This window comes from Salmonella sp. 32031103-2018-00083-FB-01-SM-01, from assembly GCF_017571995.1.
In the GTDB taxonomy this organism is placed as follows: domain Bacteria; phylum Pseudomonadota; class Gammaproteobacteria; order Enterobacterales; family Enterobacteriaceae; genus Salmonella; species Salmonella enterica.
Genome location: NZ_JAGEQL010000008.1, coordinates 135648 through 156663, shown reverse-complemented (window position 1 = coordinate 156663; position 21016 = coordinate 135648). Strand labels below are relative to the sequence as shown.

Annotated in this window: 16 protein-coding genes, 1 rRNA gene and 1 riboswitch; of the genes, 8 read left to right on the top strand and 9 right to left on the bottom strand. The window is 53.8% G+C overall.

Translation table 11 applies throughout. The features are described from left to right. From J4614_RS20305 to btuB, 3 genes are all read right to left on the bottom strand, one after another. A 16S ribosomal RNA gene (locus tag J4614_RS20305) occupies window positions 1–110 on the bottom strand; the annotation flags it as partial. Window positions 111–489: 379 nt separating this feature from the next. After that, a complete protein-coding gene (gene murI / locus J4614_RS20300) occupies window positions 490–1341 on the bottom strand; it encodes a glutamate racemase (protein ID WP_023197534.1) in 852 nt (283 codons plus the stop codon). Beyond that, window positions 1286–3130: a TonB-dependent vitamin B12 receptor BtuB gene (gene btuB, locus J4614_RS20295; protein WP_023213940.1), complete on the bottom strand. Its 1845-nt coding sequence runs from the start codon at window positions 3128–3130 to the stop codon at window positions 1286–1288. The genes murI and btuB overlap by 56 nt, the downstream gene beginning before the upstream one ends. Window positions 3131–3195: 65 nt before the next feature. Next, window positions 3196–3389: riboswitch (cobalamin riboswitch) on the bottom strand. Window positions 3390–3503: 114 nt separating this feature from the next. Between btuB and trmA the strand changes: the two genes are divergently transcribed. After that, complete coding sequence (gene trmA, locus J4614_RS20290) at window positions 3504–4604, top strand: tRNA (uridine(54)-C5)-methyltransferase TrmA (RefSeq protein WP_208293299.1); 1101 nt, start codon at window positions 3504–3506, stop codon at window positions 4602–4604. A 46-nt stretch (window positions 4605–4650) separates the two neighbouring features. On the opposite strand, the gene J4614_RS20285 is transcribed toward trmA, so the two are convergent. Beyond that, window positions 4651–5010 carry a YijD family membrane protein gene (locus J4614_RS20285; RefSeq protein WP_000813838.1) on the bottom strand — a complete coding sequence of 120 codons (360 nt, stop codon included), beginning with the start codon at window positions 5008–5010 and terminating at the stop codon, window positions 4651–4653. A 15-nt stretch (window positions 5011–5025) separates the two neighbouring features. Beyond that, entirely contained in the window at window positions 5026–5661 is a 636-nt protein-coding gene (fabR, locus tag J4614_RS20280) for an HTH-type transcriptional repressor FabR (RefSeq protein ID WP_000971958.1), read from the bottom strand. Between the two features lie 198 nt (window positions 5662–5859). Between fabR and sthA the strand changes: the two genes are divergently transcribed. Next, on the top strand, window positions 5860–7260 hold the full coding sequence (gene sthA / locus J4614_RS20275; protein ID WP_001120789.1) for a Si-specific NAD(P)(+) transhydrogenase: 1401 nt from the start codon (window positions 5860–5862) through the stop codon (window positions 7258–7260). On the opposite strand, the gene oxyR is transcribed toward sthA, so the two are convergent. From oxyR to argC, 4 genes are all read right to left on the bottom strand, one after another. After that, entirely contained in the window at window positions 7243–8160 is a 918-nt protein-coding gene (gene oxyR, locus J4614_RS20270) for a DNA-binding transcriptional regulator OxyR (protein WP_001025919.1), read from the bottom strand. The genes sthA and oxyR overlap by 18 nt on opposite strands. Window positions 8161–8444: 284 nt before the next feature. Continuing rightward, complete coding sequence (gene argH, locus J4614_RS20265; protein WP_001230054.1) at window positions 8445–9821, bottom strand: argininosuccinate lyase; 1377 nt, start codon at window positions 9819–9821, stop codon at window positions 8445–8447. Window positions 9822–9938: 117 nt separating this feature from the next. Then, window positions 9939–10715, bottom strand: coding sequence for an acetylglutamate kinase (gene argB / locus J4614_RS20260; RefSeq protein ID WP_086776771.1), 777 nt, complete (start codon window positions 10713–10715; stop codon window positions 9939–9941). A gap of 7 nt (window positions 10716–10722) precedes the next feature. Further along, window positions 10723–11727: an N-acetyl-gamma-glutamyl-phosphate reductase gene (argC, locus tag J4614_RS20255; RefSeq protein WP_000935332.1), complete on the bottom strand. Its 1005-nt coding sequence runs from the start codon at window positions 11725–11727 to the stop codon at window positions 10723–10725. Window positions 11728–11815: 88 nt separating this feature from the next. Between argC and argE the strand changes: the two genes are divergently transcribed. The 6 genes from argE to J4614_RS20225 all read left to right on the top strand — a co-directional run bounded on the left by argE (window position 11816) and on the right by J4614_RS20225 (window position 20983). Next, window positions 11816–12967 (top strand): acetylornithine deacetylase, encoded by a 1152-nt coding sequence (gene argE, locus J4614_RS20250; protein ID WP_000800208.1) that lies wholly within the window; start codon window positions 11816–11818, stop codon window positions 12965–12967. Window positions 12968–13358: 391 nt separating this feature from the next. Continuing rightward, window positions 13359–16010, top strand: a complete 2652-nt coding sequence (gene ppc, locus J4614_RS20245) for a phosphoenolpyruvate carboxylase (RefSeq protein ID WP_001005549.1) — start codon at window positions 13359–13361, stop codon at window positions 16008–16010. Window positions 16011–16220: 210 nt separating this feature from the next. Beyond that, entirely contained in the window at window positions 16221–17954 is a 1734-nt protein-coding gene (locus tag J4614_RS20240) for a phosphoethanolamine transferase CptA (protein WP_001192092.1), read from the top strand. A 160-nt stretch (window positions 17955–18114) separates the two neighbouring features. Then, window positions 18115–18951, top strand: a complete 837-nt coding sequence (locus tag J4614_RS20235; RefSeq protein WP_053445377.1) for an AraC family transcriptional regulator — start codon at window positions 18115–18117, stop codon at window positions 18949–18951. Between the two features lie 254 nt (window positions 18952–19205). After that, window positions 19206–19868, top strand: a complete 663-nt coding sequence (gene fsa / locus J4614_RS20230; protein ID WP_000424861.1) for a fructose-6-phosphate aldolase — start codon at window positions 19206–19208, stop codon at window positions 19866–19868. A gap of 11 nt (window positions 19869–19879) precedes the next feature. Further along, window positions 19880–20983: a glycerol dehydrogenase gene (locus J4614_RS20225; RefSeq protein ID WP_000374031.1), complete on the top strand. Its 1104-nt coding sequence runs from the start codon at window positions 19880–19882 to the stop codon at window positions 20981–20983. Window positions 20984–21016: the final 33 nt, after the last annotated feature.

The window sequence follows — 21016 nt, the reverse complement described above, 5'->3', positions numbered from 1 at the left end:
GTCCGCCACTCGTCAGCAAAGCAGCAAGCTGCTTCCTGTTACCGTTCGACTTGCATGTGTTAGGCCTGCCGCCAGCGTTCAATCTGAGCCATGATCAAACTCTTCAATTTAAAAGTTTGATGCTCAAAGAATTAAACTTCGTAATGAATTACGTGTTCACTCTTGAGACTTGGTATTCATTTTTCGTCCGAGGACGTTAAGAATCCGTATCTTCGAGTGCCCACACAGATTGTCTGATAAATTGTTAAAGAGCAGTGCCGCTTCGCTTTTTCTCAGCGGCGCGGGGTGTGCATATTACGCTTTCCCGCTTCAGAGTCAAGCGTTTATTTTCGCTTTTCTCCGTGAGGTTCTGGTCTGAACCCCGCTGACCCGGCGGCCTGTGTGCCGTTGTTCCGTGTCAGTGGTGGCGCATTATAGGGAGTTATTTCTGCCTGACAAGAGGAAATTTAAAATAATTTCTCAAGTGCCTGGTATTTACCCAAAACGCCATTAAACCGCCAGTTTTTCGAGCGTTTCAAAGCCATAACGCTGTAAAACGGGTAATAATTGTTCAGCTCCTGGCGTCATTGCCATGCAATAAGCAATATTGGCATCGGTTGATTTCGCATCCGGCGCTTCATGTTCCAACAGCCAGGCTGTACGACGCGCTATCGCCGCGCCGGAATCCACTAACCGCGTCCCTTCGGGCAGGACTTGCAAAAGCTCGTCCCGTAATAGAGGGAAATGCGTACACCCCAGAACGACCGTGTCAGGCGGCTCCGGCATTCGTAGCCATGGGCGTAATATGCGGCGCAGCTCTTCCAGCGACACCGAGTCGCCATGTAATTTCGCTTCCGCCAGTTCCACCAGTTCTGCCGACCCCAACATGGCTATCTGACATTCATTAGCGAAGCGCGCAATCAGCTCGTGAGTATAAGGACGTTTGACCGTCGCTCTCGTCGCCAGTAGCCCGACGACGCCATTGGCGGTCAGCCGCGCCGCTGGTTTAATCGCAGGCACAACGCCCACCACCGGGAAGGCAAACTTTTCACGTAATGCGGGAAGTGAGACCGTACTGGCGGTATTGCAGGCAATCACCGCCAGTGAAAGGGGATAGCGCTGCTGTACCGCAGTCACAATCTCGACAACGCGATCAACGATAAACGTTTCGCTCTTTTCCCCGTAGGGGAAAGCCACGTTATCGAAAGCATATATATAGTGGAGATCCGGCAGGAGCCGCCGAATCTCATCATAGACCGACAATCCACCGACGCCGGAATCAAATACCAGCACGGTGGGACGTGGTTCAGAAGGTGTAGCTGCCAGACAAGGTGTATTCTCGTCCTGCAGTTTGGTAGCCATAAACTGTCTCGTAATCTTTGTCGAACAGGTTGGCTATTTTACCACGAACTGTCAGATGTGAGGTGACCGGATATGCAACCGTAAGATCCCATAAACTGACGCCGCCCATTTTTACTGTCCGGTATGGGTAAGCGGAGTAATCCGAATCATAGCGGGAACCAAGGTATTGATATGTCACCCCCCAGTCAAAATCGAAAACGTCCCAGTCAAGTTGATATTTTGCCATCTGTTTGGAACGCCGCGGTAATGGCGTATCGGTAATCGCATTACGCGCATCAACGTAATCATAACTGACCGTATGCGTTAACGGTCCGGTATCGAAATTCGCCGTCGCCTCAATACCTTTAATGCGCGCCTTACCTTCGTTGTAATATTTTTGCAGATGATCGTCATAATCGATCATGTCATTAATATCGTTACGATAACCTGAAATACGCCAGCTGACGCCAGCGGTTAGCCCTTCAAATGCGCCTTCCCACTGTTTACTCTTTTCAGGATTCAGGTTCGGATTACCGTAATAACCATACAGTTGGCCCAAATTAGGCGCTTTGTAGGAGGTTCCGTAGGAAGCAATAAAGCGATAACCTTCTATAAACTCCCATCCCGCGCTGGTTTGCCATGTACCGTGACGACCAAACTGGGAGTTGTCATCACTGCGCGCCGCCGCTTCCAGAGTGAAGTCACCCAACTGTTGTAATCCTGTCAGGTAAACCCCGGTATTACGCTGGTCATATCCCTCGGGCACATAGCCGGTACCTGGCGTGGTAGTCTGTTTCTGCCAGTCTACGCCCGCCCCAACATTACCGTGCCCCACGACCACACTGTTGGTCCATTGAACATTGTACTGTTTCATCTCATCCAGCGTGGCGGAGGTATCATACCGGCCATAGTGCGGATCATAGTTGTAATCTTTACTGTGGCTATAGCTTGAAACCAGCTGAGACTGAATACGTTCGCCATTAAAGCGCAGCCCGGCGTCCCAGCTTTGGCTATAAAGTTTGCGTGTATCAATCAGCGGCGAGCCCGGCGAGTAATAGGCGTCGTAATCGGTACGGTTATCGTAGCCATAACCACGCACGAATCCGCTCCAGCGATCAGAAAAGGTATGCTCTAACGCGCCATAAAGCGTTTTACTCAAAAAGCCGTCCCGGTCAGGCTGCGCCTGCATCCCGGTACCGCCTTTCGCTACCACGTCAAACCCTTTGGTGTATTCGTAATCGCCGATCAACGTCGCCCGCGTGTTTTCGCCAAGTTGCTGTTGCGTCGAGAGGTCGTAATTCTGGTAGCTATTGCTTCCCCATCCAGCGGTTAATTCTGTGCCTGGGTTATCGCGCGTCGTAATGATATTCACTACGCCGCCGATAGCATCGGAACCATAAATAGCGGAACGCGGACCACGAATATATTCAATGCGCTGTACCAGCGACACCGGGAACTGGCTGAGATCGGCGGACCCGCTCACGCCTGCTAAATTCAGACGCACGCCGTCAATCAATACCAGTACATGGCTGGAGTTGGTGCCGCGAATGAAAATGGAGGAGTTTTGTCCGGCGCCGCCGCTCTGCGCAATATCGACGCCAGGCAAACGGCGCAGAACATCATTTACGGAGGTCGATTGCCAGCGTTCAATATCCTGACGCGTCACGATGGTAACGGGCGCCAGAACCGCGCTGCGCGGCTGCTGAAAACGGTTGGCGGTGACAACCAGGGTATCCGGGCTAGTGTCCTGCGCCCAAGCGGAAAAGGCCGTGACGGAGAACGCCGTCAGCAGCGTAGCTTTTTTAATCATTGTAAAGCATCCACAATATAAGAAGGATGCCGCAGGCTTCATCGATAGTACGCGATGATGAAAAACCAGATGCGACGTTAGCCGGCAGGTCTTCGGGCTTGGAGGGTTATCCGTTGGCTGGATAGCAGAAATGATGACTTCCCGCCGGAGGCAGTGTCTGCTTACGCTCTCATCTCACCTTTCCTTACCGCTGCGCGTCAGCTCCAGATTTTCACTGGATTCCCTATTAACTCACAGGACCGGCCCACGGATGCTACCGTCTGTCACAACACCCTGTCCAGACCGCGCATCACAAATCAGAAATCATCAATAGCTGGACATCCACTGAGCAATCCCTACAATCCCCGCGTACTTTTATTATTCAGGATGCGATATGACCCCCGAACATCTTCCGACAGAACAGTATGAGGCGCAGCTGGCCGAAAAAGTGGCACGCTTGCAGAGTATGATGGCGCCGTTTTCTGGCCTGGTTCCGGAAGTATTTCGCTCGCCGGTCAGTCACTATCGTATGCGTGCGGAATTTCGCCTGTGGCATGACGGCGATGATCTGTACCACATTATGTTTGATCAGCAGACCAAAAGCCGGATTCGCGTTGACTCCTTCCCGGCGGCCAGCCAACTGATTAATACCTTAATGAAGGCGATGATTGCCGGCGTGCGCGATAATCATGCACTGCGGCATAAGCTGTTCCAGATCGATTATCTCACGACCTTGAGCAACCAGGCGGTAGTGTCGTTGCTGTACCATAAGAAGCTGGACGAAGAGTGGCGTGAAGCCGCCACTGCGTTACGCGATGCTTTACGCGCGCAAGGTCTGAACGTACACCTGATTGGCCGGGCTACTAAAACCAAGATCGAATTGGATCAGGATTATATTGATGAGCGTCTGCCTGTGGCAGGTAAAGAGATGATCTACCGCCAGGTCGAAAACAGCTTTACGCAGCCAAACGCCGCCATGAATATTCAGATGTTAGAGTGGGCGCTGGAGGTGACGAAAGACTCAAAAGGCGATCTGCTTGAGTTGTATTGCGGCAACGGCAATTTTTCTTTAGCGCTGGCGCGCAATTTTGACCGCGTGCTGGCAACCGAAATCGCCAAACCGTCCGTCGCTGCCGCACAGTACAATATTGCCGCTAATCATATTGATAATGTACAAATTATTCGCATGGCGGCGGAAGAGTTTACCCAGGCGATGAATGGCGTTCGTGAGTTTAACCGCCTGCAGGGGATCGACCTGAAGCGCTATCAGTGCGAAACCATTTTTGTCGATCCGCCGCGCAGCGGTCTGGACAGCGAAACGGAAAAAATGGTGCAGGCTTATCCACGTATTCTGTACATTTCCTGCAATCCGGAAACGTTGTGCAAAAACATGGAAACGTTAAGCCAGACGCACACGGTGTCTCGCCTGGCGCTATTCGATCAGTTCCCATATACGCATCATATGGAATGCGGGGTATTACTCACCGCAAGGTAAAATGTACGTCGGATGGCCGGTTATACCGCCATCCGGCATTCGCACACTATTCCGCGGTGTCCTGCTTGCGGTTACGCAGTTTAAAGCCAATCCAGAATACCAGAATCACCGACAGCACCGCCGGGAAGAAATTAGAGCCAATATCCGGATATTCTGCACGCACGACGGTGCTATACAGTAAAACGCCAAGAATGAAACAAGCGGCGGCCAACCCCGGCAAACCTACCGGCATAGTACGATTTTGGTAGCGCTGATGCAGGCAATATACCGTCAGCACCAGCGAGATAACCGGGAATACGGAGAACGGCACAATAGCGCTAAACAGCGCCGCGAATGTGCCGTTAATCGATAAGCCAGCGATGAGCGCCAGCAACAGCGTACCTTTATCTTGACCTGACTGTTTCATTACTCGTCCTTCACGTTATTCGGAATGATGTGCTATTTTCTCTTGCTCACGGCGATACCAGTAATACGCCCCTTTCGCAATCATGCGCAGTTGCAATACCAGCCGCTCTTCTAATTGCCGACGCTGTTCAGCGCCGATGTCCAACGCCTCTGCGCCCGCGCTAAAAACAATAGTCACCATCGCTTCGGCCTGGGCTTCAGTAAACGCGCGCGGCATATGGTTTTCGAGTTCCAGATAGTCGGCAAGTTCCGCAATAAAATGCTGAATCTCCCGCGCGACGGCGGCACGAAACGCCGCTGAAGTGCCGGAACGCTCGCGCAACAACAGACGGAAGGCGTTGGGGTTGTTGCCGATAAACTCCATAAATGTGGAGACCGACGTGCGAATGACGCTGCCGCCTTTCGCGATGCGCTGTCGCGCCTGACGCATCAACTGACGCAGCATCAGACCACTTTCATCCACCATCGTCAGACCGAGTTCATCGACATCGCGAAAATGACGGTAAAACGACGTTGGCGCAATGCCCGCTTCACGCGCCACTTCACGCAAACTCAGGCTGGCGAAACTCCGCTCAGCGCTCAGTTGGCTGAATGCGGCTTCCACCAGCGAACGCCGGGTTTTTTCTTTTTGTTGCGCTCTAACACCCATCACAATGTCTGAATCCTTCCATATGCCTTATTCGGCACTATACCAGAGAATAAAAGTAACGGGTTCACACTGGATTGTGAATGATTGTTTACAGACAGTTTGTGCTCCGGCTTCGCAAAAAAGCACAACGATAATTGGGTTAAAGCTGGGCAAATGTTATCATCGTGTTTATTTTATGTATAAAAACAGGTGAGTAATACCATGCCACATTCCTGGGATTATGATGCAGTCGTCATAGGGTCAGGCCCCGGCGGTGAAGGCGCTGCAATGGGTCTGGTTAAGCAAGGAGCACGCGTCGCGGTGATTGAGCGTTATCATAACGTTGGCGGCGGATGTACCCACTGGGGCACCATTCCATCCAAAGCCCTTCGCCACGCCGTCAGCCGCATTATTGAATTTAATCAAAACCCGCTCTATAGCGACCACTCCCGTCTTCTTCGTTCTTCATTCGCCGACATCCTTAATCATGCCGATAACGTGATTAATCAACAAACGCGTATGCGTCAGGGGTTTTATGAGCGTAACCACTGTGAAATCTTGCAGGGCAACGCCCATTTTATTGACGAACATACCCTGGCGCTGGAATGCCATGACGGCACGGTTGAAACCCTGACGGCAGAAAAATTTGTTATTGCCTGTGGTTCGCGTCCTTACCATCCCAATGATGTGGATTTCTCGCATCCACGCATTTATGACAGCGACTCAATCCTGAGTCTCCACCATGAACCGCGCCACGTTATTATTTACGGCGCCGGCGTTATCGGCTGCGAATATGCGTCCATCTTCCGCGGTATGGATGTGAAAGTGGATCTGATCAACACCCGCGATCGCCTGCTGGCCTTTCTCGATCAGGAGATGTCCGACTCTCTCTCTTACCATTTCTGGAATAGCGGCGTGGTTATTCGCCACAATGAAGAGTATGAGAAAATCGAAGGCTGCGATGATGGCGTCATCATGCACCTGAAATCCGGTAAAAAACTGAAGGCTGACTGCCTGCTCTATGCTAATGGCCGTACCGGTAACACCGATTCGCTGGCGCTGGAGAATATTGGTCTGGAAACAGACAGCCGTGGACAGCTCAAAGTCAACAGTATGTACCAGACCGCCCTGCCGCACGTCTATGCGGTGGGCGACGTGATTGGCTATCCCAGTCTGGCCTCCGCCGCCTACGATCAGGGACGTATTGCAGCGCAGGCGCTGGTGAAAGGCGAAGCGACCGCGCATCTTATCGAAGATATCCCCACCGGGATTTATACCATTCCGGAAATCAGTTCTGTCGGCAAAACCGAGCAGCAGTTAACGGCAATGAAAGTGCCTTACGAAGTGGGCCGCGCGCAGTTTAAGCATCTGGCGCGAGCGCAAATCGTCGGCATGAACGTCGGCACGCTAAAAATTCTCTTCCACCGCGAAACCAAAGAAATTCTGGGGATTCACTGCTTTGGCGAACGCGCCGCCGAAATTATTCATATCGGCCAGGCGATCATGGAGCAGAAAGGTGGCGGTAACACCATCGAATACTTCGTTAACACCACCTTTAACTACCCAACCATGGCGGAAGCTTATCGGGTTGCGGCGTTGAACGGCTTAAACCGCCTGTTTTAACGCCTTGTCGAAATGGCCATCCATTGCGCCACGGATGGCCTCAGCCAGTTGCTCATAACGGCTACGCAGCGGCGATCCCGGGCGATAAACCAGCCCCACGGTACGACGCGGCTCCGGCTTAATGCATGGCAGATAAACCACGCCGTCGCGCTTACGCTCCTGTGGTACGGCCAGCGCGGGGAGTAGTGTAATACCACTGCCCGCCGCCACCATGTTGCGCAGCGTTTCCAGACTGGTCGCCCGGAAATGGGTATCTTCATCCGCTCCCGCTTCAAAACAGAACCCCATCGCCTGATCGCGCAGACAGTGGCCATCTTCCAGCATTAGCAATTTCTCGCCCGCCAGGTCGGACATCGGCACGCGATCGCGATTCGCCCACGGATGATCCTCATAAATAGCCAGCATCATGGGCTCATCAAACAGCGGCACTTCGATGAACGCCTCGCTCTCTTTCACCAGCGCCAGAATAGCGCAGTCAAGCTTGCCGCTATCGAGTTGCGCTAACAACTGATGCGTTTGCGCCTCATGCAGATACATTTCCAGCTTCGGGAAAGTCTGGTGCAACATTGGAATGATAAGCGGCAGCAAATAGGGACCAATTGTTGGGATTAAACCAATATGCAGCGGGCCGGACATCGTCTCGCCTTGTTGGCTTGCCATCTCCTTGAGCACCTTGACCTCACGCAGTACGGTACGCGCCTGATCCACCAGCAGTAAGCCCGCCTGGGTAAACAGCACCTTACGGCTCGTACGCTCCAGCAGCATAACGCCCAGCTCATCTTCCAGCTTACGTATTTGCCCGCTAAGGGTTGGCTGGCTGACGTGACAGGAGTCCGCCGCTCGCCGGAAATGGCGATGTTCGGCTAACGCCACCAGATATTCAAGATCACGAATATTCATTATTCATCCTCCGTCGCCACGATAGTTCATGGCGATAGGTAGCATAGCAACGAACGATTATCCCTATCAACCTTTCTGATTAATAATACATCACAGAACGGAGCGGTTTCTCGTTTAACCCTTGAAGACACCGCCCGTTCAGAGGGTATCTCTCGAACCCGAAATAACTAAAGCCAACGTGAACTTTTGCGGACCTCTGGTCCGCTTTTTTTTTGCGTAAAAAAGCCCGGCGTCGCTGATGCTCGGCCGGGCAGTATTACCTGATGGCGCTACGCTTATAAGGCCTACAACGCGAGGCGCGCCCTGGCATCGTCGATGGCCTGCGCCACCTGCTGCGGAGAAACGCCGCCTTTTGCCGCCCGTTTATCCAGACACGACTGCAAAGACAATATCGGATACACATCGTCGCCAATCACGCGGCTGAATTTCTGTAAATCGGCCAGCGGCAACGCTTCCAGCGGCTTACCCTGGCGAATGGCTTCTACCACCGCTTCGCCGACAATATGGTGCGCTTCGCGGAACGGCACGCCTTTCGCGACCAGGTAATCCGCCAGCTCCGTGGCGTTGGCATACCCCTGTTGCGCCGCGTCCTGACAACGTGGGCGTTTCACCTGAATACCGTCCAGCACCAACGCCGCCATATGCAGGCAGTCAAGCCAGGTATCGAGCGCATCGAACAGCCCTTCTTTGTCTTCCTGCATATCTTTGTTATACGCCAGCGGCAGACCTTTTAAGGTCATCATCATGCCGGTTAGCGCCCCTTGTACGCGACCGCACTTACCGCGAATCAGCTCCAGCGCGTCCGGGTTTTTCTTCTGCGGCATTAACGATGAACCGGAAGTCACGCGGTCAGAAAGCTCTACAAAACCCGCTTCACCAGAATTAAAGAAAATCAGATCTTCCGCGAAGCGTGACAGATGCACCATGCCGATAGCCGCATCAGAAAGCAGTTCCAGTACGTGGTCACGATCGGACACGCTGTCCAGGCTATTGCGGGTCGCAGACGTAAAGCCCAGCCAGCCTGCCAATTGTTCACGGTCAATTTCATAGGCCGTTCCCGCCAACGCGCCGCAGCCTAGCGGACTCACGTCCAGACGTTTAAGCGTGTCCTGCAGGCGGCTTTCATCGCGCGCCAGCATTTCGACATACGCGAGACACCAGTGGGCGAAAGTCACTGGCTGCGCGCGTTGCAGATGGGTATATCCCGGCATTACCGCGTCCTGGTTCGCCTGCGCGGTTTCCACCAGCGCGCTCTGTAGCTGGCGGTTAGCGGTAAGCAGTTCCCTCACCGTCTCTTTGCACCACAGTTTCAGGTCCGTCGCCACCTGATCGTTACGGCTGCGTCCGGTGTGCAGCTTTTTACCCAACTGACCCACTTTGTCGATGAGCTTACCTTCCACCCAGCTATGGATATCTTCCGCATCGCTTTGCAGGATTTGCTGCGGATTCGCGCGAACCTCTTCCAGCAGCACGTTCAGCGCTTCTTCCAACTGTCGTTGCTCATCGGCAGTCAGTACGCCTACCGTGACCAATGCTTTGGACCAGGCCACAGAACCGACAATATCCTGCTCCGCCAGACGGTAATCGAAGCGCAACGAATCATTGAATTGTTTAAACCGCTGGTCTGCCGCCTGTGTAAAACGCCCACCCCAAAGTGCCATAATAGACTTCCTTAAATTCTTCGAATTTCACTGCCGGATGGCGCTACGCTTATCCGGCCTATAATTTCTGTTCACATAGGCCCGATAAGGCGCAGCCGCCATCGGGCGAACAAATAGTTAAGCCAGAATACGCGTGCCAATCGGCGTGCCGTTAAACAGCGCCGGCAGTTGCTCCGCATGACGCCAGGAAGCGATATCCACAGGGCGACCCAGCGCCCGCGCAGCATCGAGGGCCGCATTCACTTTCACAATCATCCCGTCGGTAATAATGCCCTGGTCGATAAGCTGCTCGGCTTTGGACGCCGTCATTTCGGCGATACGCTGGCCTTTGCCGTCCAGAATACCGCTCACGTCAGAAAGCAGGATCAGATCGGCCCCCAGCGTCGCCGCCAGCGCGGTTGCCGCCTGATCGGCGTTGACGTTCATCAGTTGGCCGTCGTCTGTTACGCCAATGGAGCTGACCACCGGCAGAAAGCCATTTTCCAGCAGCATGTTAATCAGCTTCGGCGACCCCGGCTGTGCCAGCCCGACGTGGCCTAAAGCTTCATCGAGTTGGGTCACTTTTACGCTGTCGCCATCGCCCAGAAACAGACCAACAGAGGCGATATGGTGTTTCTTCGCCCAGGCCAGCAGAGTTTTGTTAGCGGTTCCCGCCAGCGCGCCGGTAATGATGCCAATCTGATCGGCAGGCGTCACGCGCAGGCCGTCTTTCTTTTTCACTGGCAAATTAAGCCCTTTCATCAGCTCATCCACCACGCAACCGCCGCCGTGAACAATCACCAGCGGACGCTGATGGGACTCACGATAGTTGACCAGCGCGGTAAAAAGACGTTCCAGAGCCTCTTCGCTATCCAGTAATACGCCACCCAGCTTGATAATTAATGGATTCATCATTTCACCCTTAAATAAGAGACTGCGTTTCAGCGAAGCCAAAACGAATATTAGCGCACTGCACCGCCTGCGCCGCTGCGCCTTTCAACAAGTTGTCTTCGGTTGCCACCACAATCAGATGTTCGCCCTGGACGGCAAAACCAATATCGCAGAACGGCAGCCCGACGACGTTCTTTAACGCCGGAACGCCTTTGTCATACAGGCGCACCAGCGGTTTGTCGCCATAGGCTTTTTGCAACACGTCGGCGACCTGCGCATGGGTTACTCCCGCTTTCAGGCGGCAGGTAATGGTTTCCAGAATCCCGCGCGGGAAATTCCCCAGATGCGGGGTGAAGATGACCTCCGCGCCCAGATGGGCGGCGATTTCCGGCTGATGACGATGCGTAAACACGCCATACGGTTGCAAACTCACTTCACAGAAACTGTTCGATATTGCCGCCTTGCGCCCCGCGCCGCTCACCCCGCTGGTGGCATTAATTACCGGCCACTGCGTCAGATCCAAAAGACCGCCGTCAATCAGCGGTTTTAGCGACAACTGCGCTGCGGTTGGATAGCAACCAGGAACCGCAATCAGATTCGCCGTGTTCAGTTTATCGGCATTCCACTCCGCCAGACCGTACACCGCCTGCTCCAGCAGCTCAGGATACTGATGAGTAAATCCGTAGTACTTTTCATAGAAGGCGCGATCGTTTACCCGAAACGCGCCGGAAAGATCGAATACGACGCATCCGGCCTGTAAAAATTGCGGCGCCAGATCGTGGCTCACTTCATGCGCTGTCGCCAGGAACACCACATCAACATCTGCACTAAAATCACGTACATCCGACATCGGTTGCAATGGCAGGTCGACAATCCCTTTTAACTGCGGATGTAAATCAGAAATTAACTTTCCTGCATCATTGCTTTGCGCTGAGACGGTCAAAGCGGTTATGGTCATATGTGGGTGGCGATTTACGTAGCTTACAAGCTCTGCGCCCGCATAACCGCTAGCGCCTACAATCAGCGTATTCAACATCGGGTTCCTTTATGCTCAACGTTAATGTATTTTTATTCATAATTAATGCATGAATATTGATACTATCATGACCTGAGGTGTGTCAACAATGAAAAACGTTTTACCGCCATTTATCGAGATTTACCGCGCTCTGATTGCCACACCGTCGATAAGCGCAACCGAAGAATCCCTGGATCAAAGTAATGCGTCTTTAATCACTTTGCTTGCAGGCTGGTTCAGCGATCTTGGTTTCAACGTAGAGGTTCAACCGGTTCCAGGAACGCGAAACAAATTCAATATGCTCGCCAGCACCGGACATGGCGCGGGCGGTTTGCTGCTGACCGGCCATACCGACACGGTTCCCTTTGATGACGGACGCTGGACGCGCGACCCGTTCACGCTGACCGAGCACGACAATAAGCTCTATGGTCTGGGCACTGCGGATATGAAAGGCTTCTTCGCTTTTATTCTGGACGCGCTACGGGACGTTGACGTCACAAAGTTGAAAAAGCCGCTCTACATTCTGGCGACCGCCGATGAAGAGACCAGCATGGCGGGGGCGCGTTATTTTTCCGAAACCACGGCATTACGTCCGGACTGCGCGATCATTGGCGAACCGACGTCGTTGCAACCGATACGCGCGCACAAAGGGCATATCTCTAATGTCGTTCGCGTCCTGGGGCAGTCCGGTCATTCCAGCGACCCGGCGCGTGGGGTTAACGCCATTGAACTGATGCACGATGCGATTGGCCATATCATGCAACTGCGTGACTCGCTGAAAGCGCGGTATCACTACGAGGCGTTTACCGTTCCGTATCCAACGCTGAATCTGGGCCATATCCACGGCGGCGATGCCTCAAACCGTATCTGCGCCTGCTGCGAATTGCATATGGATATTCGTCCACTGCCGGGCATGACGTTAAACGACCTTAATGGACTGCTTAACGACGCGCTGGCCCCGGTAAGCGAACGCTGGCCGGGCCGCCTGACGGTGGCGGAATTACATCCGCCGATTCCAGGTTACGAGTGTCCACCGGACCACCAACTGGTTGAAGTAGTAGAAAAACTGTTGGGAACAAAAACCGACGTGGTGAACTACTGTACTGAAGCGCCGTTTATGCAGACATTATGCCCAACGCTGGTGCTTGGTCCGGGCTCAATTAATCAGGCGCATCAGCCGGATGAATATCTCGAAACGCGTTTTATTAAGCCAACCCGGGAATTGATTACCCAGGTAGTACACCATTTTTGCTGGCATTAATGCATATTGCCCGGTGACACGATGTTTACCGGGCCTCCCCCGTCTTGTAGGCCGGATAAGCGCAGCGCCATCCGGCATCTCTACGCCACATGTTCATAAGCATTTCTTATTTGGCACGATGCGAATTAACTTTAATAAATTACCGCCATTTTTTCGTTTGCTGAACCGATTTCGCAGTAATTGACGCCACGGGTTTTACGTGGCTTTATAAAGATGAGAAGTGATGTGAAAAAGCTTGGTCCGAAAGATTTCGCGTTGCGGCAAGACGGCAAACGAGCACATCCCAGGGAGCTTACATAAGTAAGTGACCTGGGTGGGAGAGCGCAGCCAACGCCGCCGCAGCGTGAAAGATGCAGGACAATTACAACAGAGATGGGGTGTCTGGGATCATATGAACGAACAATATTCCGCGTTGCGTAGTAATGTCAGTATGCTCGGCAAGGTGCTGGGAGAAACCATCAAGGATGCGCTGGGAGAACACATTCTTGATCGCGTAGAAACAATCCGTAAGCTATCCAAATCTTCACGCGCCGGCAATGAAGCTAATCGCCAGGAGCTGCTCACCACGCTACAAAACTTGTCTAATGACGAGCTGCTGCCAGTTGCGCGCGCGTTTAGTCAGTTCCTGAACCTGGCCAATACTGCCGAGCAATACCACAGCATTTCGCCAAAAGGCGAAGCCGCCAGCAACCCGGAAGTGATTGCCCGCACTCTGCGCAAACTGAAAAACCAACCGGACCTCAACGACGCAACCATCAAAAAAGCGGTAGAGTCGCTGTCTCTGGAGTTGGTGTTAACCGCCCATCCGACAGAAATTACCCGCCGTACGCTTATTCACAAGATGGGTGAAATCAATAACTGTCTGAAACAGCTTGATAATACCGATATCGCCGACTACGAACGCCACCAGGTAATGCGTCGCCTGCGCCAGTTGATTGCCCAATCCTGGCATACGGATGAGATCCGCAAGCAGCGCCCAAGCCCGGTGGATGAAGCCAAATGGGGCTTCGCCGTGGTTGAGAACAGCCTGTGGCAGGGCGTACCTAACTATCTGCGTGAACTGAACGAACAGCTGGAAGAAAATCTCGGCTACAAATTGCCGGTGGATTTTGTGCCGGTACGTTTTACCTCCTGGATGGGCGGCGACCGTGACGGCAACCCGAACGTGACGGCGGATATCACCCGCCACGTGCTCCTGTTAAGCCGCTGGAAAGCCACCGATCTGTTCCTGAAAGACATTCATGTTCTGGTATCAGAACTGTCGATGGTCGACGCCACGCCGGAGCTGCTGGCGTTAGTGGGCGAAGAAGGCGCGTCTGAACCGTATCGCTACCTGATGAAAAAATTGCGCGCCCGTCTGATGGCGACCCAGTCCTGGCTGGAAGCGCGTCTGAAAGGCGAGAAACTGCCCAAACCGGATGGCCTGCTGACGCAAAACGAGCAGCTCTGGGAACCTCTGTACGCCTGCTACCAGTCGTTACAGGCCTGCGGCATGGGCATTATCGCCAACGGCGAGTTACTCGACACGCTCCGCCGCGTGAAGTGTTTCGGCGTACCGCTGGTGCGTATTGATATCCGTCAGGAGAGCACCCGCCATACCGAAGCGCTGGGCGAAATTACCCGCTACCTTGGTATTGGCGACTACGAAAGCTGGTCGGAAGCCGACAAGCAGGCCTTCCTGATCCGCGAGCTGAACTCCAAACGTCCGCTGCTGCCGCGTAACTGGGAGCCGAGCAACGATACCCGCGAAGTGCTTGAAACCTGCAAGGTTATTGCCGAAGCGCCAAAAGGGTCGATCGCCGCCTACGTAATTTCAATGGCGAAAACGCCGTCTGATGTGCTGGCTGTGCATCTGCTGCTGAAAGAGGCAGGTATCGGCTTTGCCATGCCGGTCGCGCCGCTGTTTGAAACCCTCGACGACCTGAACAACGCCGACGACGTGATGACCCAGTTGTTGAATATCGACTGGTATCGCGGGCTGATTCAGGGTAAGCAGATGGTCATGATCGGCTACTCCGACTCGGCGAAAGACGCCGGCGTTATGGCCGCGTCATGGGCGCAGTATCAGGCGCAGGACGCCCTGATCAAAACCTGTGAAAAAGCCGGCATCGAGCTCACCCTCTTCCACGGCCGCGGCGGCTCTATTGGCCGTGGCGGCGCGCCAGCCCACGCGGCGCTGCTTTCGCAACCGCCAGGCAGTCTGAAAGGCGGTCTGCGCGTGACCGAGCAGGGCGAGATGATCCGCTTCAAATACGGCCTGCCGGAAGTCACCGTCAGCAGCCTCTCGCTCTACACCAGCGCAATTCTGGAAGCAAACCTGCTGCCGCCGCCGGAACCGAAAGACAGCTGGCGTCATATTATGGATGAGCTTTCCGTCATCTCCTGTGAAACCTACCGCGGCTACGTGCGCGAAAATAAAGACTTTGTACCGTACTTCCGCTCCGCGACGCCGGAACAAGAGCTGGGCAAATTGCCGCTCGGCTCACGTCCGGCGAAACGTCGTCCAACTGGCGGCGTCGAATCGCTGCGCGCGATTCCGTGGATCTTCGCCTGGACGCAAAACCGCCTGATGCTGCCAGCCTGGCTGGGCGCGGGTACTGCGCTGCAAAAAGTGGTGGAAGACGGTAAACAAAGCGAACTGGAAGCCATGTGCCGCGACTGGCCGTTCTTCTCCACGCGTCTTGGGATGCTGGAAATGGTATTCTCGAAAGCCGACCTGTGGCTGGCCGACTATTACGATCAGCGTCTGGTGGCGAAAACGCTATGGCCGCTGGGCAAAGAGCTACGAGACCTGCTGGAAGAAGACATTAAAGTGGTGCTGGCGATTGCCAACGATTCGCACCTGATGGCCGACTTACCGTGGATTGCGGAGTCCATTCAGTTAAGAAACGTTTATACCGATCCATTAAACGTGTTGCAGGCCGAGTTGCTGTATCGTTCCCGTCTGACTGAAGAGCAGGGCAAATCGCCCGATCCTCGCGTCGAACAGGCGTTGATGGTCACGATTGCGGGCGTCGCCGCCGGTATGCGCAACACCGGCTAACGCCAAAAGAAAGCCGCCCTCACGCAGTTATGTGGGGGCGGCATGAAATACTGCTGTCATCCTCGTCATTTTTTCAATATATTCCTGTCTGCATTTTATGCATTTGTAAATCTTTCTTAGCAAAACGTGCGGCATAAAGCAGGTTTGCTTCAGATTCTTTTAAGGTTCAGGCGTTACGTTTGGCGCTACGATTAAAGACAGGCTCTCATTATGCAATCCACATTACTCCAGACTAAACCCGCGTTTAGCTGGAAAGCCCTGGGCTGGGCACTGCTCTACTTTTGGTTCTTTTCCACCCTCCTGCAGGCCATTATTTATCTCACCGGATACAGTGGGACAAACGGTCTGCGGGATTCGCTACTGTACAGCTCACTGTGGCTGATCCCGGTCTTTCTGTTTCCAGGCCGCATCCGGGTTATTGCTGCCGTTATTGGCGTCGTACTTTGGGCCGCCTCGCTGGCGGCGCTGAGCTATTACGTAATCTACGGGCAGGAGTTCTCGCAAAGCGTGCTGTTTGTGATGTTTGAAACCAACGCCAATGAAGCCAGCGAATATTTAAGCCAATATTTCAGTCTGAAAATTGTTCTTGTCGCGCTGGCTTATACGGTAGCGGCGATTCTGCTGTGGACACGTCTGCGCCCGGTTTATATTCCATCCCCCTGGCGCTATCTGGTGTCGTTTGCCCTGCTGTACGGGCTGATCCTCCATCCCATCGCGATGAATACCTTTATCAAGCATAAGTCGATGGAGAAAACGCTGGATAGCCTGGCGTCACGAATGGAACCCGCCGCGCCGTGGCAATTTATTACTGGCTACTATCAGTACCGTTTACAGCTCGCTTCGCTGAATAAACTGCTGAATGAAAACGATGCCCTGCCGCCGCTGGCTAACTTCCAGGACCACTCCGGCGATGCGCCGCGCACGCTGGTACTGGTGATTGGCGAATCGACCCAGCGTGGCCGTATGAGTCTGTACGGTTATCCGCGCGAAACCACGCCGGAACTGGATGCGCTGCATAAAACCGACCCCGGGCTGACCGTGTTTAATAATGTGGTGACTTCACGACCGTACACCATTGAGATTCTGCAACAGGCGCTAACGTTCGCGGACGAAAAGAACCCGGACTGGTATCTGACGAAGCCATCGTTGATGAATATGATGAAACAGGCCGGGTATAAAACCTTCTGGATCACTAACCAGCAGACGATGACGGCGCGTAATACCATGCTGACCGTGTTCTCCAAGCAGACTGATAAGCAGTTCTATATGAACCAGCAGCGCACTCAAAGCGCACGCGAATATGACAGCAACGTGCTGGCGCCGTTTAAAGCGGTGTTAGCCGACCCGGCGCCGAAAAAATTCATTATTGTGCATCTGCTGGGAACGCACATTAAATACAAGTTCCGCTATCCAGAAAACCAGGGCAAGTTTGATGGTAAAACCGACCATGTTCCGCCGGGATTAAGCAGCGACGAACTGGAGTCGTATAACGATTACGACAACGCGAATCTGTATAACGACTATGTTGTCGCCAGCCTGATTAAGGACTATAAAGCGACCGATCCGAACGGTTTCCTGCTCTACTTCTCCGATCACGGTGAAGAAGTGTATGACACGCCGCCGCATAAGACGCAGGGACGAAACGAAGATTCGCCAACCCGTCATATGTATACGGTGCCGTTCCTGCTGTGGACCTCAGAGAAATGGCAGGCGGCGCATCCGCGCGACTTCTCACAGGATGTCGATCGTAAGTACAGCAGTTCCGAGCTTATCCATACCTGGTCGGACTTAGCGGGCCTGACCTATGATGGTTACGACCCGACACGTTCCATCACCAACCCGCAGTTCAAAGAGACCACGCGCTGGATTGGCAACCCGTATAAGAAAAACGCGCTGATTGATTATGATACTTTGCCGTATGGCGATCAGGTCGGTAATCAATAGCCTGTATGTTGCCCGATAACGCTAACGCTTATCGGGCCTGGCGTGCTTCTCTCCCGTAGTCCGGATAAGGCGCAAAGCGCCGCTATCCGGCAATAATCGCTTGAGGACATCGGTTTTCGACGTTACTGTTTCCTCTGTTTGCGATCGGCAGGGGATTATCATGTATCACGACGTCAGCCACCTTCTCTCCCGTCTCATCAACGGCCCGCTGCCGCTGCGCCAGATTTATTTTGCCAGCGCCAGCGGCCCAGCGCCGGAACTGGCGTACCAGGTGGATTTTCCGCGGCTGGAGATTGTGCTGGAGGGCGAGCTTACTGACATGAGCATTACCGCCCCGCTCATTCCTTGCGATGTTCTCTACGTTCCGGCTGGCGGCTGGAACATCCCGCAGTGGCAAACGCCCGTCACCACCCTGAGCATTCTGTTTGGCAAACAGCAGTTAGGTTTCAGCGTAGTCCACTGGAATGGTCAGCAGCATCAAAACCTCACGAAACAGCACGTTGCGCGCCGCGGCCCGCGTATAGGCTCGTTCCTGTTACAAACGCTTAATGAGATGCAGATGCAGCCGCAAGAGCAGCAAACGGCCAGATTGATTGTCGCCAGCCTACTAAGCCATTGCCGCGATCTGCTCGGCAGCCAAATCCAGACCGCCTCCCGCAGCCGCGCGCTTTTTGAAGCCATTCGGGAGTATATTGATGAACGCTACGCCGCGCCGTTGACGCGCGAATCGGTAGCACAGGCGTTTTATATCTCGCCAAATTACCTCTCGCACCTGTTCCAGAAAACGGGGGCCATCGGCTTTAACGAATATCTGAACCATACGCGACTGGAACACGCCAAAACGTTGCTGAAGGGTTATGACCTGAAAGTGAAAGAGGTGGCACACCGCTGCGGCTTTGTCGACAGTAACTATTTCTGCCGCCTGTTTCGCAAAAATACGGAACGCTCGCCGTCGGAGTATCGCCGCCAGTATCACAGCCAGCTAACGGAGAAATAATCCACACGCCAATAAAGAGAATACAGTAGATAAAACGCGCATTTACTGGATTATTGTAATATCAATGCAAAAACCTCACTCCCCCACATGGCATACAACAGCACGTTATACGTTAATCATCACCAACTTGTGAAGTAAATCACACTTTACCAAGAGCATCACATTTGTCCAGTTTTTGGCAGATTTGTCACATAGCGCATCCGGGACACGCTCCTTTATCCTGTCCATAACGAAAACTCACGAAGAGAAAGACTATGGAACTCTATCTGGATACCGCTAACGTGGCGGAAGTTGAACGTCTGGCGCGCATTTTCCCGATTGCCGGCGTCACCACCAATCCAAGCATTGTGGCAGCCAGCAAAGAACCTATCTGGGATGTGCTGCCCAGGCTGCAAAACGCCATCGGCGAAGAAGGCACTTTATTTGCGCAGACCATGAGCCGCGACGCGAAAGGGATGGTGGAAGAAGCCAAACGGCTGAATAACGCCATCCCCGGCATTGTGGTTAAAATTCCGGTGACCGCCGAAGGTCTTGCAGCGATTAAATTGCTGAAAAAAGAAGGCATCGTGACGCTGGGCACCGCCGTCTACAGCGCATCGCAGGGCCTGCTGGCGGCGCTGGCGGGCGCAAAATATGTCGCTCCCTACGTCAACCGCGTTGATGCGCAGGGCGGCGATGGCATTCGTATGGTTCAGGAGCTGCAAACGCTACTGGAACATCACGCTCCCGACAGCATGGTGCTGGCGGCCAGCTTTAAAACACCGCGGCAGGCGCTGGATTGCTTACTGGCAGGTTGCCAGGCGATTACCCTTCCTTTAGATGTAGCGCAACAAATGCTCAATACGCCTGCGGTAGAGTCAGCAATAGAGAAGTTTGAGCAAGACTGGAAAAACGCTTTTGGTAATCTGAACCTGTAGGGGAGAAATGTATGGATCGCATTATTCAGTCACCAGGTAAGTATATTCAGGGTGCAAACGTCATCGCGCGTCTTGGCGATTATTTAAAACCAATGGCGAACAACTGGCTGGTTGTGGGCGATAAATTCGTGCTGGGATTTGCCGAAGAGACGCTGCGCAAAAGCCTGACGGATGCCGGTTTGTCAGTAGAAATCGCCCCGTTTGGCGGCGAATGTTCGCAAAATGAGATCGACAGGCTGCGCGCCGTCGCCGAAAAAAGTCAGTGTGGCGCCGTACTGGGTATCGGCGGCGGTAAAACGCTGGATACCGCCAAAGCGCTGGCGCATTTTATGAACGTCCCGGTCGCTATCGCGCCGACCATCGCCTCTACCGACGCACCGTGCAGCGCGCTCTCGGTTATTTATACCGATGCCGGTGAGTTTGACCGTTATCTGTTGCTGCCGCATAACCCGAATATGGTCATTGTCGATACGCAGATAGTGGCGGGCGCGCCGGCGCGTCTGCTGGCAGCCGGTATCGGCGATGCACTGGCGACCTGGTTTGAAGCGCGCGCCTGCTCACGCAGCGGCGCCACCACAATGGCGGGCGGCAAGTGTACACAGGCCGCGCTGGCGCTGGCGGAGCTATGCTATAACACGCTGATCGAAGAAGGCGAAAAAGCCATGTTGGCCGCCGAACAGCACGTCGTCACGCCAGCGCTGGAGCGCGTCATCGAAGCCAACACCTACCTGAGCGGGGTCGGTTTTGAAAGCGGCGGTCTGGCCGCAGCGCACGCGATTCATAACGGTTTAACGGCGATTCCGGATGCGCACCACTATTATCACGGTGAGAAGGTCGCTTTCGGTACGCTGACGCAACTGGTGCTGGAAAACGCGCCGGTCGAAGAAATCGAAACCGTTGCGGCGCTGTGCCATTCCGTTGGCCTGCCGATTACGCTGGCGCAACTGGATATTAAACAGGATATCCCGGCCAAAATGCGCACCGTCGCGGAAGCCTCCTGCGCAGAAGGTGAAACTATTCATAACATGCCTGGCGGCGCAACGCCGGATGAAGTGTACGCCGCGCTGCTGGTCGCCGACCAGTACGGTCAACGCTTCTTGCAGGAATGGGAATAAGGTCGGCTTGCAATGAAAAATCCCCGCAATTGC

Coding starts and splice junctions, on each gene's coding strand:
- argC (WP_000935332.1), bottom strand. CDS start 11,727: ATGTTGAATACGCTGATTGTAGGCGCTAGCGGTTATGCGGGCGCAGAG.
- argH (WP_001230054.1), bottom strand. CDS start 9,821: ATGGCACTTTGGGGTGGGCGTTTTACACAGGCGGCAGACCAGCGGTTT.
- ppc (WP_001005549.1), top strand. CDS start 13,359: ATGAACGAACAATATTCCGCGTTGCGTAGTAATGTCAGTATGCTCGGC.
- J4614_RS20240 (WP_001192092.1), top strand. CDS start 16,221: ATGCAATCCACATTACTCCAGACTAAACCCGCGTTTAGCTGGAAAGCC.
- fsa (WP_000424861.1), top strand. CDS start 19,206: ATGGAACTCTATCTGGATACCGCTAACGTGGCGGAAGTTGAACGTCTG.
- argE (WP_000800208.1), top strand. CDS start 11,816: ATGAAAAACGTTTTACCGCCATTTATCGAGATTTACCGCGCTCTGATT.
- argB (WP_086776771.1), bottom strand. CDS start 10,715: ATGATGAATCCATTAATTATCAAGCTGGGTGGCGTATTACTGGATAGC.
- btuB (WP_023213940.1), bottom strand. CDS start 3,130: ATGATTAAAAAAGCTACGCTGCTGACGGCGTTCTCCGTCACGGCCTTT.
- sthA (WP_001120789.1), top strand. CDS start 5,860: ATGCCACATTCCTGGGATTATGATGCAGTCGTCATAGGGTCAGGCCCC.
- J4614_RS20225 (WP_000374031.1), top strand. CDS start 19,880: ATGGATCGCATTATTCAGTCACCAGGTAAGTATATTCAGGGTGCAAAC.
- trmA (WP_208293299.1), top strand. CDS start 3,504: ATGACCCCCGAACATCTTCCGACAGAACAGTATGAGGCGCAGCTGGCC.
- oxyR (WP_001025919.1), bottom strand. CDS start 8,160: ATGAATATTCGTGATCTTGAATATCTGGTGGCGTTAGCCGAACATCGC.
- J4614_RS20235 (WP_053445377.1), top strand. CDS start 18,115: ATGTATCACGACGTCAGCCACCTTCTCTCCCGTCTCATCAACGGCCCG.
- murI (WP_023197534.1), bottom strand. CDS start 1,341: ATGGCTACCAAACTGCAGGACGAGAATACACCTTGTCTGGCAGCTACA.
- J4614_RS20285 (WP_000813838.1), bottom strand. CDS start 5,010: ATGAAACAGTCAGGTCAAGATAAAGGTACGCTGTTGCTGGCGCTCATC.